Below are 13,256 nucleotides of genomic sequence, written 5' to 3' on the forward strand. Positions count from 1 at the left end.
TAACCGGGCCCTGAATAGAGGAAGAAGAGGATGGCCGAGCTGACCATCTCGTCGGAGGAGATCCGCGGCGCGCTGGAGCGCTACGTCTCCTCCTATTCGCCCGACGTCTCCCGTGAGGAGGTCGGCACCGTCGCCGACGCCGGTGACGGCATCGCCCACGTCGAGGGCCTGCCCTCGACCATGACCAACGAGCTGCTGGAGTTCGAGGACGGCACCCTCGGGCTGGCGCTCAACCTCGACGTCCGCGAGATCGGCGTCGTGGTGCTCGGTGACTACGGTGGCATCGAGGAGGGGCAGCGGGTCAAGCGGACCGGCCGGGTCCTCTCGGTGCCGGTCGGCGACGCGTTCCTCGGCCGGGTGGTGAACCCGCTCGGCCAGCCGATCGACGGCCTCGGCGACATCGCCAACGAGGGCTACCGCGAGCTGGAGCTCCAAGCGCCGAACGTGATGGCCCGGCAGAGCGTCAACGAGGCGTTGCAGACCGGCATCAAGGCCATCGACGCGATGACCGCGATCGGCCGGGGCCAGCGCCAGCTCATCATCGGCGACCGGCGGACCGGCAAGACCACCGTCGCGCTGGACACCATCCTCAACCAGCGGGACAACTGGCGCTCCGGCGACCCGGCCAAGCAGGTCCGCTGCATCTACGTGGCGATCGGCCAGAAGGGCTCGACGATCGCCTCGGTCAAGGGCCTGCTGGAGGAGCAGGGCGCGATGGAGTACACCACCATCGTCGCCTCGCCCGCCTCCGACCCGGCCGGCTACAAGTACATCGCCCCGTACGCCGGCTCGGCCATCGGCCAGCACTGGATGTACGCCGGCAAGCACGTCCTGATCGTCTTCGACGACCTGACCAAGCAGGCCGAGGCGTACCGGGCGGTGTCGCTGCTGCTGCGTCGCCCACCGGGCCGCGAGGCGTACCCGGGTGACGTCTTCTACCTGCACTCCCGGCTGCTGGAGCGCTGCGCGAAGCTCTCGGACGAGATGGGCGGCGGCTCGATGACCGGTCTGCCGATCATCGAGACCAAGGGCAACGACATCTCCGCGTTCATCCCGACCAACGTGATCTCGATCACCGACGGCCAGATCTTCCTGGAAACCGACCTGTTCAACCAGGGTGTCCGGCCGGCGATCAACGTGGGTACCTCGGTCTCCCGGGTCGGCGGCGCCGCCCAGGTGAAGCCGATGAAGAAGGTGGCCGGCCGGCTCCGGCTGGACCTGGCGCAGTACCGCGAGCTGGAGGCGTTCGCCGCGCTCGCCTCGGACCTGGACAAGGCGTCCCAGGACCAGCTCAGCCGGGGTGCCCGGCTGGTCGAGCTGCTGAAGCAGACCAACTACTCGCCGTTCCCGGTGCAGGAGCAGGTCGTCTCGGTCTGGATCGGCACCGAGGGCAAGCTGGACGACGTCCCGATCGGCGAGGTCCGGCGCTTCGAGTCCGAGTTCCTGGAGTTCCTCCGCCACCAGTACAAGCCGACGATGCAGTCGATCGCGGACAACAACTGGGACGACGACATCATCAACGCGCTGAACGAGGCCGTCACCCGGTTTAAGCAGATGTTCCTCGGCAAGGAGGACGAGGTGCGGCTCAACGAGGCACCGGCCCAGCCGATGGAGGGCGAGCAGGACCGCGAGACGGTCACCCGGTACCGCGGCGGCGAGTCGGCCCCGGCCGAGAAGCAGTAGGGCTGACCGGTGGCTGCCCAGGTACGCGTTCTTCGTCAACGGATCCGCTCGGCGAAGTCGATGAAGAAGATCACCAAGGCGATGGAGCTCGTCGCGACGAGCCGACTCGCCAAGGCCCAGTCCCGGGTCGCGGCGTCGCTGCCGTACGCCCAGGCCATCACCGGCGTGCTCACCGCGCTGGCGTCCAACGCGGCCATCGACCACCCGCTGCTCACCGCCCGGCCGAAGGTCCGCCGGGCCGGGGTGGTCGTGGTCACCAGCGACCGCGGCCTGGCCGGCGGTTACACCTCCAACGCGATCAAGGCGGCGGAGTCGCTGATCGCCCGGTTGAAGGCCGACGGCAAGGAGCCGGTGCTCTACGTCATCGGCCGCAAGGGCGTCGGCTTCTACCGGTTCCGGCAGCGGAAGGTGGAGGCGAGCTGGACGGGCTTCTCCGAGCAGCCGACCTTCGCCGACGCCAAGCAGGTGGGCGAGACGCTGATCAAGGCGTTCGTCTCCGGCGCGGACGACCTGGAGGGCGGTGACCCGGGGATCGACGGCGTGCTCGGCGTCGACGAACTGCACATCGTCTACACGCAGTTCAAGTCGCTGATGTCGCAGACCCCGGTGGCCCGGATCATCGGGCCGATGGAGGTCGAGGACCGGCCGCGCTCCGAGGGGCTGCTGCCGGCGTACGAGTTCGAGCCGGAGGCGGACGCGCTGCTGGACGCGCTGCTGCCGAAATACATCAACACGCGGATCTACGCGGCGTTGCTCGAATCGGCGGCCAGCGAGTCGGCCTCGCGTCGTCGGGCGATGAAGAGCGCGACGGACAACGCCGAGGAAATGATCGAAACCTACACGCGTGAGATGAACTCGGCCCGCCAGGCCGGGATCACCCAGGAGATCAGTGAGATCGTCGGCGGCGCCAACGCGCTGGCCGCGTCGGGAAGTGAAGTGTGATGACTGCTCCTTCAGAGACCAAGACCGCGACGGGCCGCGTGGTCCGGGTCATCGGCCCGGTCGTCGACGCCGAGTTCCCGCGCGACGCCATGCCGGAAATCTTCAACGCCATGCACGTCGACGTGACCCTCTCCGGGGGCACCAAGACGCTGACCCTGGAGGTCGCCCAGCACCTGGGCGACAACATGATCCGGGCGATCTCGATGCAGCCGACCGACGGTCTGGTCCGGGGCACCGAGGTCCGGGACACCGGCTCGCCGATCATGGTGCCGGTCGGTGACGCGGTCAAGGGCCGGGTCTTCAACACCATCGGCGAGGTGCTCAACCTCAAGGAGGGTGAGACCTTCGAGGCGGCCGACCGGTGGCAGATCCACCGCAAGGCGCCGGCCTTCGCCGACCTGGAGCCGAAGACCGAGATGCTGGAGACCGGCATCAAGGTCATCGACCTGCTCGCCCCGTACGTCAAGGGCGGCAAGATCGGCCTGTTCGGCGGTGCCGGTGTGGGCAAGACGGTGCTCATCCAGGAAATGATCACCCGGGTCGCCAACAACTTCGGTGGTACCTCGGTCTTCGCCGGGGTGGGTGAGCGGACCCGTGAGGGCAACGACCTCATCCACGAGATGACCGAGTCCGGCGTCATCGACAAGACCGCGCTGGTCTACGGCCAGATGGACGAGCCGCCGGGCACCCGGCTCCGGGTGGCGCTCTCCGCGCTGACCATGGCGGAGTACTTCCGGGACGTGAACAAGCAGGAAGTGCTGCTCTTCATCGACAACATCTTCCGGTTCACCCAGGCGGGTTCGGAGGTCTCCACCCTGCTCGGCCGGATGCCGAGCGCGGTGGGCTACCAGCCGACCCTGGCCGACGAGATGGGCGAGCTCCAGGAGCGGATCACCTCGGTCCGGGGCCAGGCGATCACCTCGATGCAGGCGATCTACGTGCCGGCGGACGACTACACCGACCCGGCGCCGGCCACCACCTTCGCCCACCTGGACGCCACCACCAACCTGGAGCGGTCGATCTCCGACAAGGGCATCTACCCGGCGGTGGACCCGCTGGCGTCCTCGTCCCGGATCCTCGCGCCGGAGTTCGTCGGTGCCGAGCACTTCGCGGTCGCCTCCGAGGTGAAGCGGATCCTGCAGCGCTACAAGGACCTGCAGGACATCATCGCCATCCTCGGCATCGAGGAGCTCTCCGAGGAGGACAAGCTCACCGTCGGCCGGGCCCGCCGGATCGAGCGGTTCCTCTCCCAGAACACCTACGCGGCCGAGGTCTTCACCGGCATCAAGGGCTCGTACGTGCCGGTCAAGGACACCGTCGAGGCGTTCAAGAAGATCAGCGAGGGTGAGTACGACCACTTCCCGGAGCAGGCCTTCTTCATGTGCGGTGGGCTCGACGACCTGGAGCGCAACGCCCGTGAGCTGATGAAGGACTAGTTCACCGGCGAGGACGCGTACGGAGCCGCACCGGCAGTCGCCGGTGCGGCTCCGGCGTCTTCACCCGCTGTTCACCAGTGCGCTCTGGTCGATTTGCTCGATCTTCATCCGGTTCCGGTGCTTTGGTAACCCGACTTTGCCGGGTACCGTCGTGGGCGGCCCGCAACCCCGGCTGACCGGCGAACGTCTCTGTGCAGTGGGCCCGTCCTGGTCACGGGGTGCTACGAACGGAGTGTCTGGTGGGTGAAGGCGGCAGCGGGGACGGTCGGTCGGGCGGCAGGACCCACCGGTTGGCCCGGCAGCGGCGGCGCGCCACGTCGGGGCACCCGGCCGCCGACGAGCCTGGCCCGGAGCGGCTGGGTCCCGGGCGGACGGGCTCGGGTCAGCGGCACCCGGGCAGGTCCAGTGCGCCGCGCTGGGCCCGGGTCTGCACCATGCTCGGTGCGCTTCTGGTGCTCGTCAGCGGCGCCGGGCTGGTCGGCTTCGAGGCGGTGCTCGCCCGCTACGAAGGAGCGGTGCGGGAGGCCGACCTCTTCGGCGACGAGGCGGCCGGCGCGGTGCCGGAGAAGAAGTCGGACATCAAGGGCCCGCTGAACGTGCTGCTGGTCGGGATCGACCCGCGGACGCCGGAGTGGGCTCCGCTGGCCGACTCGGTCATGGTGCTGCACGTGAACGAGACGCTGGACTCGGCGTACCTCTTCTCGATGCCCCGGGACCTGCTTGTGGATATCCCGGCCTTCGCCAAGGCCGACTACGACGGTGGTACGGAGAAGCTGAACGCCGCGATGGCGCACGGCAGCAAGGTGCCTGGCGGGAAGCTGCCGAGCGCGGCCCAGGGCTTCGAACTGCTCTCCAGGACCGTCTCCCAGGTGACCGGCATCCAGCGGTTCGACGCCGGGGCGATCATCAACTTCAACGGTTTTCAGAAGATCGTCGACGCCATGGGCGGCGTCGACATGTACATCGACACGAACGTCAAGTCGGAGCACCGGCAGCCGAACGGCAAGATGCGCACGCTGAAGCCGGGTGGTGGCGGGTACACCGGGCCGCAGGCGCAGTACACGAAGGGCAACGCCCACCTCAAGGGCTGGCAGGCGCTGGACTACGTCCGGCAGCGGTACGGCCTGCCGAACGGCGACTACGACCGGCAGCGGCACCAGCAGCAGTTCGTCCGGGCCATGGCCGACCAGGCGCTGAGCAAGGACGTGGTGACCAACCCGATCAAGCTGGATTCTGTGCTCCGCGCGGCCGGCGAGTCGCTGATCTTCAATGGTCGCGGTCACGACCTGGTCGACTTCGCCTTCGCGCTGCGCGGGCTCCGGTCCGACTCGATCCAGATGATCAAGTTGCCGGGTGGTGGGGTGACCCAGGGCGGCTCATACCGGGGCGAGAAGTTCCAGCCGATCGCGGACGAGTTCTTCGCCGCGATCAGGGCCGGCACCGTCGACAGCTTCGTCATCAACAACCCCGAACTACTGAACAAGGCGAAGTAGCCGCTCGGTGCCGGAGCCATCCGGGACATCCGCGCTGGTGCGGCCGGGGCGCCGGGTACCGGCGCCACAGGCACCAGGATCCATGGCTAGTCTCTGCAACATTTCCGCCCCGTCGGCCCGTCCTTATTGACGGGCGCAGAATTCGCAGGGCGCGACGGATGGAGATGCAGTGAGCGAGGGTGGCAAGGGCGCTGGCCGGTCCACCAGGCGGGCGGGTCGGTCGGAACGCGGCCGGGACGGCGACGTCGGACTGATCGGCCACGGTGGGGTGGGTGACCTGTCGGGCGGCGGACGGCCGATCATCCAGGGGCGGCGCAAGAAGTCGTCCGTGCCGACCTGGGCCCGGCTCTGCACGATCCTCGGCGCCGTGCTGGTGGTGCTCAGCGGCGGCGTGCTGGTCGGCCTGGAGGCGGTGCTGGCCCGGTTCGAGGGCGCGGTGACCGAGGAGGACCTCTTCGGCGACCAGGCCGTCGGTGCACCGGCGGCGGAGAAGAAGTCGGACATCAAGGGCCCGCTCAACATCCTGCTGGTCGGCATCGACCCGCGGAAGCCGGAGACCCCGCCGCTGGCTGACTCGATCATGGTGCTGCACGTGAACGAGACGCTTGACTCGGCGTACCTCTTCTCGATGCCCCGGGACCTGCTGGTCGACATACCCCGGTTCGCCAAGGCCGACTTCCCGGGCGACCGGACGAAGCTGAACGCCGCGATGTCGTACGGCAGCAAGGTGCCCGGCCAGAAGCTGCCGAGCGCGGCCCAGGGCTTCGAACTGCTCTCCCTGACGGTCTCCAAGGTGACCGGGATCAAGCGGTTCGACGCGGGCGCGATCATCAACTTCGGCGGCTTCCTGAAGATCGTCGATGCCATGGGCGGCGTCACGATGTACATCGATCAGAACGTCAAGTCGGAGCACCGCCGCCCGGACGGTACGCACCGGACGCACAAATCCGTCGGGGAAGGCTACGTCGGCCCGCAGGCGCAGTACAAGAAGGGCACCCGGCACCTTGAGGGCTGGCAGGCCCTGGACTACGTCCGGCAGCGGTACCCGGAAAACGGGGTGACCGACGGCGACTACGGCCGGCAGCGGCACCAGCAGCAGTTCGTCCGGGCCATGGCCGACCAGGCGCTGAGCAAGGACGTGGTGACCAACCCGATCAAGCTGGACAAGGTGATCCAGGCGGCCGGCAAGTCGCTGATCTTCAGCGGCCGTGGGCACAAGCTGCTCGACTTCGGCTTTGCGTTGCGCAACCTGAGGTCGGACTCGATCCAGATGATCAAGCTGCCCGGGGGCGGTGTCGGCACCGGCAACAACTACAAGGGCGAGCAGTTCAAGCCGATCGCGCAGGAGTTCTTCGCCGCGATCAAGGGCGGGACGGTCGACAGCTTTGTGATCAATAATCCGGAGTTGCTGAACAAGGTCAAGTGAGCGGTACCGGTCGGAGCCACCCGGCTGGGAGCGGCGGCGGGAGCCGGACTAGACTTTCCACAATCCCGCCGCCGCAGCAAGGAGACAGCGTGGCACAGCTTCAGGTCGAACTCGTCGCCGTCGAGGAAAAGATCTGGACGGGCGAGGCCGAGATGGTCGTCGCACGGACGACCGACGGTGAGCTCGGAGTGCTGCCGGGACACGCGCCGCTGCTCGGGCAGCTCGCCGAGCCCGGCCAGGTACGCATCAAGTTGGCCGGCGGCGAGCAGTTGGCCTACGACGTGAACGGCGGCTTCCTCTCGGTGACCAGCTCAGGGGTAACGGTCCTGGCCGAGAGCGCCAGCCCGGTGACCGAGTCCTCGAGCCGCTGACCCGACACGTCGATGCTGGTCTTGCGTTGGATCGGAATCGGCGTCCTGGTGCTGCTCCTCGCGGTTGCGGCACTCTTCGTTCGGCGGGCCCTGATGACCCGTTCCGGCGGCATCATCCGGCTCAGCGTGCGGGTCTCGACGATCCTCGACGGTCGCGGCTGGTCGCCGGGCTTCGCGCGGTTCGCTGAGACCGAACTCCGCTGGTACCGGATGTTCAGCTTCGCGCTCCGGCCGAAGCGGGTACTCTCCCGGCGCGGCCTCGCGGTGGAGCGCCGCCGGCTGCCCGAGGGTCAGGAACGGCTCATCATGCCCGCCGACTGGGTGATCCTGCGATGTGTCAGTCACCAGGCACCCGTGGAGATCGCGATGGCGAAGTCCACGGTCACCGGTTTTCTCTCCTGGCTTGAGTCCGCCCCTCCGGGGGCGGTTTCTCATTTGGTCCTCCGCGACTGAGCCGGGTTCGCGGCGAGGCCACCCGTCGGCCGGTCACCGGTCGGTCCGACACGACTCTGCGCCGGTGAGCGGCGAAGCCGACCCTCCCGGCGGCCGCCAACCCGTCGCCCGGCACGACTGTGCCCCGGTCCGCCTGATCGAGCGGGCGGCCGGGGCGGGGAGCGGACGGGGGATCAGGGGCGGCTCGGCTCCGGGCCGCGCGAGGCGGAGCGGGTTCCCGGGCGGACCGGTCCGGGGTGCCGACCGGGTCCGCCGCGCTCCTCGCCGGCCGATCCGGCCGGTTGCCGGATCGGCCGCCGGCAGTGGTAGACCACCGCGGGCGGCAGGTTGGCCCAGACCGTCCCGCCGACCACGACCTCCTCGAACAGTTCCCGGAGGTTGCGGTGCAGCCGCCGGGCCGGCGGCGACCAGCGGGCGTGCTGGTAGGCGAAGGTGGTGAAGACCCCGTCGTCGGCGAGCGCCGCGACGACGGCGGTGAGGATCTCCCGCTGCTTCTGCGCGCTGAACACGGCCCACGGCAGGCCGCTGACGATCACCTCGGCCGGTGGCAGGTTCCGCTCGGAGAGCAGACCGGCCAGCGCTCCGGCGTCGGCTTGGAGCACGTCGACCGCCGGATGCTCCCGGGCCAGCCGGTCCGCGAAGGTCGAGTTGACCTCCACCGCGAGGTGTCGGCCCTGACCGGCCAGCCGGCGCTGGATCACCCGGGTGAACGCCCCGGTGCCGGGGCCGAGTTCGACCACCAGCGGCTGCCCGCTTCGGGGGATCGTCGCGGTGATCCGCTCGGCGAGCGGCGTTCCGCTGGGCGCGATGGCACCGACCGCCCGGGGGTCGCGGGCCAACTGGGCCAGAAACGAGATCATCTCGGTGGGCACGGACCGAAGCTAGGCGAACTGATCAATCTCGGATGTCATCCGGCCGGCCGGTGTACCCGGCCATTCGGAGGAGGCGCCGAGATCGGTGGCAGGAGTCGCAGCCGGAGTTGCGGCTCCGTATCGTTGCGGCGTGCGGGTGCGGCGGAGATGGTGGCCAGATGTGCTGATGGGCCTGGTCGGAGGCGCCTTCGGGCTGGCCAAGCTGGGCTGGCCCGTGGTGCGGAGCGAACCGCTGCCACTGCTGCTGACGGTGGCCGCCGGGCTGATCCTGGTGGCGGCCCGCCGGTGGCCCTGGCCGGTGCTGCTGGTCGAGTGCCTGCTGCTCAGCGTCGCCAACTGGACCGCCCCGCTGGGCGGCGACGTCGCCCAGTTCGGCGCCCTGACCGCGCTCGGGATCATCGCGTACGCCGCGAACTGGCCGGCCACCGCCGTGGCGCTGGGGCTGTCGTACGCGGCGTTGCTGGTCCACCTGATCGGCCCCGACAGCGAGGGGCTGCTTCCCGGGCAGCAGGGGTTCGTCCAGCTCGCCGGCTTCTTCGGGATCTCCGTCGCCCCGGTCGTCCTGGCCCGCTATCTGGGCCGGGTGCGCCGGGTGGCCCAGTCGGCCGAGGAGCGCGCCCGGGAGGTCGAGGCGCAGCAGGAGGTGCAGACCCGGGCGGCCCGGCTGGCCGAGCGGGCGGCGATCGCCCGGGACCTGCACGACATCGTCGCGCACCACGTGGGGGCGATCGCATTGCAGGCCGGCGCGGCGCAGTACGCGGCCCGGCGTACCGGCCGGGTGGACGACGCGGTGCAGGCGCTGGGGGAGTTGCGGGTCACCGCCGGCCAGGTGCTCGACGAACTGCGGGCGCTGCTGGAGGTGCTGCGTGACCCGGACGCGATCGTGGCGGGCGGACCGCCGATCGAGCCCGAGCAGTTGATCATGGACGCTGAGCAGCGGGTCCGGGCGGCCGGGGTGGCGGTCCGGATGAACCTGGCCACCGACGTCGGCGAGGCGCCGCTGGTGGTGCGTACCACCGCCGCACGGGTGGTGCAGGAGGGGCTGACCAACACGCTCAAGCACGCCGGACCGGGCGCGACCGCCTCGGTGGACATCCGGCCGGACGGTACCGGCCTGCTGGTCGAGGTGCTCGACACCGGCCCGGAGCAGCCCCGGCCGTCCCTGCTGCCGCCCTCCGGGCACGGGTTGGCCGGGATGCGGGAACGGGTCCGGCTGCTCGGCGGCACGCTGCTCGCCGGCCCCACCGGCAGCGGTGGCTGGCGGCTCGCCGCGCACCTGCCGATCCGGGAGAAGACGGCGGCGATCTGCGCGAAGCCGGCGGCCCGGGCGGTCGACGCGGAGCCGACCGGGCGGTCCCGGTGACCGTACGAGTCCTCGTCGTCGACGACCAGGCCCTGGTCCGGGCCGGCGTGACCCTGCTGCTCCGCACCGCCGGCGGGTTCGACATCGTCGGCGAGGCCGGCGACGGGCGGGAGGCGGTCCGGCTGGCCGAGCGGCTCCGCCCGGACGTGGTGCTGATGGACCTGCGGATGCCCCGGATGGACGGCATCGAGGCCACCCGGCGGATCCTCGACCAGCATCCCGCGACCCGGGTACTGGTGCTGACCACCTTCGCCGACGACGCCAACATCTACGGGGCGCTCGGCGCCGGGGCGATCGGCTACCTGGTCAAGGACGGCGCCCCGGAGGACCTGGTGGACGCGGTCGGCCGGGCCGCCCGGGGTGAGCCGCTGCTGGCGCCGGCCGTACTGGCCCGGATCGTGCACCGGGCGTTGCAGGCGCACACCGAGGACACCGAACGCGGCTCCGACGCCGTACGGCCGTCGGGGCGCCGGCTGCTCAGCGGCCGGGAGCGCGAGGTGCTGGCCCTGGTCGGCGCCGGGCTCTCCAACGCCGAGATCGCTTCCCGGATGCACCTGGGGGTGACCACCGTCAAGACGCACGTCTCGGCGGCGATGGAGAAGCTCGGGCTGCGCAACCGGGTCCAGGCCGCGGTGGTCGCGCACCGGCTCGGTCTGGTCGACGACGACTTCCGGCCGATCGGCCTGGACGGACCCGGCCGGGACAGCACCACCCGCGACGACAGCACTCCGGGCACCGTCCCGCCAGCGTTCCGCTGATCCCGACGGGGACTGCCCCTAGGGGAGAGGTAGCCGGCGTAGTTCTCCGGCCCGCCCGCGTACGGGTGGCGGTCGGCGAAGAGCAGCGACCAGCCGTACCCGGGGGCCAGCGCGACCGGCCGGTCCACGGCGGCGGGCGGGCCGGCGTGGAAGGCCAGGTGGTTGAGGCCCGGCGCGAGCCGGTCGTGCCGCCGGGACGACAGCGCGGGGACTCCTCCAGCACCAGGTAGGTCGGGCCGTGCCGCCAGGAGCGGCCGGCCAGCTCTGGTACGGCGTCCAGCCCAGCTCGCCGAGGAGCCAGCCCCAGCTCGTGGTGGCCCGGTCGAGGTCCGGTACCCAGATCTCGACGTGGTGCAAGCCGCCAGGCGGGACGGAGGGCCGGTCGGGGGTCACCCCGCTCGGGGCGTCGCCGGGACCGGTCGGGTCAGCGCTGGCCACCGGGCACCCATAGCACATCTCCGGCCGGATTTGCGGTTCTTGCCAGGATGAACAGCAAATCCGAGAGGCGGTTGAGATACTTTGCCGGAAGAGTGCTGGTTCGATCTGGTTCGGAGCTGACCAGGGCCCATGCCGAGCGCTCGGCCCGCCGGGCGATCGTGCGTGCCACGTGCAGCAGGGCTGCTCCCGGAGTGCCGCCGGGCAGGACGAAGGAGTCGAGTTTGGCCAGTCGGGCGTTGTACCGGTCGCACCAGCCCTCCAGCCGCCGCACGTACTCCTCGGTGACGCGCAGCGGCGGGTACGCCGGCTCCGGCTCGACCGGGGTGGCGAGGTCGGCGCCGACGTCGAAGAGGTCGTTCTGGATCGTGCCGAGCACGGTGCGGAGGTCCTCGTCGAGCTGCCCGAGGGCCAGCGCCACCCCGATCGCCGCGTTGCACTCGTCGACGTCGGCGTACGCGCCGATCCGCGGGTCGGTCTTGGCGACCTCTTCGTTGTTGCTCAGCCTGGTCGTGCCGGCGTCGCCGGTCCTGGTGTAGATGCGGGTGAGGTGGACGGCCATGACGAACAGCGTACGGACGTCGAGCCCGGCGACGCCGGCCCGGCCCGAGCCGGGAACCGGCCAGGGCTGGCCGGACGGCACCGGGCCGGGTGGGGCGGACGACTCTACGATTTGCGACGTGGACGTGATCAGAGTCAGTGGCGGCGCCCGGCTGGAGGGCCAGGTGCACGTCGTGGGTGCCAAGAATTCCGCGCTGAAACTGATGGCGGCAGCGCTGCTCGCCCCGGGGCGGAGCGTGATCACGAACGTACCCCGGATCACCGACATCGCGATCATGGCCGAGGTGCTGCGCCGGCTCGGCTGTGCGGTGTCGTTCGCCGACGACGAGGGTGAGGGTGCGGCGGGCGGGGACGGCGGCCCGCCCCGGTCCTGTTCGGTGACGATCGACGTGCCGACGGATCCCGGCACCGAGGCCGACTACGACCTGGTACGCCGGCTCCGCGCCTCGATCTGCGTGCTCGGCCCGCTGCTGGCCCGGCGCGGGTACGTCCGGGTGGCGCACCCCGGCGGCGACGCCATCGGCTCGCGCGGGCTGGACATGCACGTGGCCGGGCTGGCCCGGATGGGTGCGGAGATCTCCGGCGAGCACGGCTTCGTCATCGCCTCGGCACCCCGGGGGCTGCACGGCGCGACGATCTGGCTCGACTTCCCCAGCGTCGGCGCCACCGAAAACCTGGTGATGGCGGCGGTACTCGCCCGGGGCGTCACCGAGATCGACAACGCCGCCCGCGAGCCGGAGATCGTGGACATCTGCACCATGCTCACCCAGATGGGTGCCAAGATCGACGGGGCTGGCACCTCCATGCTGCGCATCGAGGGCGTCTCGGAGCTGCGCCCGGTCCGGCACGCCACGGTCGGCGACCGGATCGTCGCCGGCACCTGGGCCTTCGCGGCGGCGATGACCCGGGGCGACGTCACGGTGACCGGCGCGAGCCCGGCCTTCCTGGAGATCGCGCTCGACAAGCTGGTCTCGGCCGGGTGCCTGGTCGAGACCCGGACCGACGCGTTCCGGGTGCAACTGGACCGGCGGCCGTCGGCGGTGGACGTGGTGACCCTGCCCTTCCCGGGCTTCGCCACCGACCTGCTGCCGATGGCGATCGGGCTGGCCTCGGTGAGCGAGGGAGCCTCGCTGGTCACCGAGAACATCTTCGACGGCCGGTTCATGTTCGTGAACGAGATGGCCCGGCTGGGTGCGGACATCAAGACCGACGGGCACCACGCGGTGGTGCGCGGCCGGGAGCGGCTCTCCAGCGCCCCGGTGCGGGCCACCGACATCCGGGCCGGTGCGGGCCTGGTGATCGCCGGACTCTGCGCCGACGGGGTAACCGAGATCTCGCACGTGCACCATGTCGACCGGGGCTATCCGGACTTCATCGCCGACCTGCGGAGCCTGGGGGTCGAGGTGGAGCGGGCGACCGCTCCCGAAGAGCCGGCGTTCACGTTGTGACCGGGCGGCGGCCGG

At 70.6% G+C, this 13,256-nt stretch carries 12 protein-coding genes; 10 read left to right on the top strand and 2 right to left on the bottom strand.

The features are described from left to right. Positions 1-30: 30 nt before the first annotated feature. The 7 genes from atpA (at position 31) to R6Y94_RS06080 (ending at position 7,804) form a co-directional block, all read left to right on the top strand. A complete protein-coding gene (gene atpA / locus R6Y94_RS06050) occupies positions 31-1,683 on the top strand; it encodes a F0F1 ATP synthase subunit alpha (protein ID WP_318394769.1) in 1,653 nt (550 codons plus the stop codon). A 9-nt stretch (positions 1,684-1,692) separates the two neighbouring features. After that, complete coding sequence (locus R6Y94_RS06055; RefSeq protein WP_318394770.1) at positions 1,693-2,625, top strand: F0F1 ATP synthase subunit gamma; 933 nt, start codon at positions 1,693-1,695, stop codon at positions 2,623-2,625. Continuing rightward, positions 2,625-4,061 carry a F0F1 ATP synthase subunit beta gene (gene atpD / locus R6Y94_RS06060; protein WP_318394771.1) on the top strand — a complete coding sequence of 479 codons (1,437 nt, stop codon included), beginning with the start codon at positions 2,625-2,627 and terminating at the stop codon, positions 4,059-4,061. Before R6Y94_RS06055 ends, atpD begins: the two co-directional genes overlap by 1 nt. Positions 4,062-4,417: 356 nt before the next feature. Continuing rightward, positions 4,418-5,554 carry an LCP family protein gene (locus tag R6Y94_RS06065; RefSeq protein ID WP_318395065.1) on the top strand — a complete coding sequence of 379 codons (1,137 nt, stop codon included), beginning with the start codon at positions 4,418-4,420 and terminating at the stop codon, positions 5,552-5,554. A 298-nt stretch (positions 5,555-5,852) separates the two neighbouring features. Further along, positions 5,853-6,980 carry an LCP family protein gene (locus R6Y94_RS06070; protein ID WP_412102701.1) on the top strand — a complete coding sequence of 376 codons (1,128 nt, stop codon included), beginning with the start codon at positions 5,853-5,855 and terminating at the stop codon, positions 6,978-6,980. Between the two features lie 89 nt (positions 6,981-7,069). Beyond that, positions 7,070-7,351 carry a F0F1 ATP synthase subunit epsilon gene (locus R6Y94_RS06075; RefSeq protein WP_318394772.1) on the top strand — a complete coding sequence of 94 codons (282 nt, stop codon included), beginning with the start codon at positions 7,070-7,072 and terminating at the stop codon, positions 7,349-7,351. A gap of 12 nt (positions 7,352-7,363) precedes the next feature. Then, the gene (locus R6Y94_RS06080) at positions 7,364-7,804 is read left to right on the top strand and encodes a DUF2550 domain-containing protein (protein ID WP_107260442.1); all 441 of its coding nucleotides are present in this window, start codon (positions 7,364-7,366) and stop codon (positions 7,802-7,804) included. 173 nt (positions 7,805-7,977) lie between these two features. On the opposite strand, the gene R6Y94_RS06085 is transcribed toward R6Y94_RS06080, so the two are convergent. Beyond that, the gene (locus tag R6Y94_RS06085) at positions 7,978-8,676 is read right to left on the bottom strand and encodes an SAM-dependent methyltransferase (RefSeq protein ID WP_318394773.1); all 699 of its coding nucleotides are present in this window, start codon (positions 8,674-8,676) and stop codon (positions 7,978-7,980) included. A 166-nt stretch (positions 8,677-8,842) separates the two neighbouring features. On the opposite strand from R6Y94_RS06085, the gene R6Y94_RS06090 reads away from it, so the two are divergent. Together R6Y94_RS06090 and R6Y94_RS06095 are read left to right on the top strand one after the other, a co-directional pair. Next, positions 8,843-10,039, top strand: coding sequence for a sensor histidine kinase (locus R6Y94_RS06090; RefSeq protein ID WP_318394774.1), 1,197 nt, complete (start codon positions 8,843-8,845; stop codon positions 10,037-10,039). Next, on the top strand, positions 10,036-10,797 hold the full coding sequence (locus R6Y94_RS06095; protein ID WP_318394775.1) for a response regulator transcription factor: 762 nt from the start codon (positions 10,036-10,038) through the stop codon (positions 10,795-10,797). Before R6Y94_RS06090 ends, R6Y94_RS06095 begins: the two co-directional genes overlap by 4 nt. A 424-nt stretch (positions 10,798-11,221) precedes the next feature. On the opposite strand, the gene R6Y94_RS06100 is transcribed toward R6Y94_RS06095, so the two are convergent. After that, entirely contained in the window at positions 11,222-11,794 is a 573-nt protein-coding gene (locus R6Y94_RS06100; RefSeq protein WP_318394776.1) for a cob(I)yrinic acid a,c-diamide adenosyltransferase, read from the bottom strand. On the opposite strand from R6Y94_RS06100, the gene murA reads away from it, so the two are divergent. Further along, positions 11,793-13,241, top strand: a complete 1,449-nt coding sequence (gene murA, locus R6Y94_RS06105) for a UDP-N-acetylglucosamine 1-carboxyvinyltransferase (RefSeq protein ID WP_318394777.1) — start codon at positions 11,793-11,795, stop codon at positions 13,239-13,241. The genes R6Y94_RS06100 and murA overlap by 2 nt on opposite strands. Positions 13,242-13,256 lie beyond the last annotated feature (15 nt).

It is taken from the genome of Plantactinospora sp. KLBMP9567 (assembly GCF_033446045.1).
In the GTDB taxonomy this organism is placed as follows: Bacteria; Actinomycetota; Actinomycetes; order Mycobacteriales; family Micromonosporaceae; genus Plantactinospora.

What these genes read in the sequence shown, in the direction of transcription:
- atpA (WP_318394769.1), top strand. Translation starts at nt 31, where the DNA reads ATGGCCGAGCTGACCATCTCGTCGGAGGAGATCCGCGGCGCGCTGGAG.
- atpD (WP_318394771.1), top strand. Translation starts at nt 2,625, where the DNA reads ATGACTGCTCCTTCAGAGACCAAGACCGCGACGGGCCGCGTGGTCCGG.
- R6Y94_RS06080 (WP_107260442.1), top strand. Translation starts at nt 7,364, where the DNA reads ATGCTGGTCTTGCGTTGGATCGGAATCGGCGTCCTGGTGCTGCTCCTC.
- R6Y94_RS06090 (WP_318394774.1), top strand. Translation starts at nt 8,843, where the DNA reads ATGGGCCTGGTCGGAGGCGCCTTCGGGCTGGCCAAGCTGGGCTGGCCC.
- murA (WP_318394777.1), top strand. Translation starts at nt 11,793, where the DNA reads ATGACGAACAGCGTACGGACGTCGAGCCCGGCGACGCCGGCCCGGCCC.
- R6Y94_RS06100 (WP_318394776.1), bottom strand. Translation starts at nt 11,794, where the DNA reads ATGGCCGTCCACCTCACCCGCATCTACACCAGGACCGGCGACGCCGGC.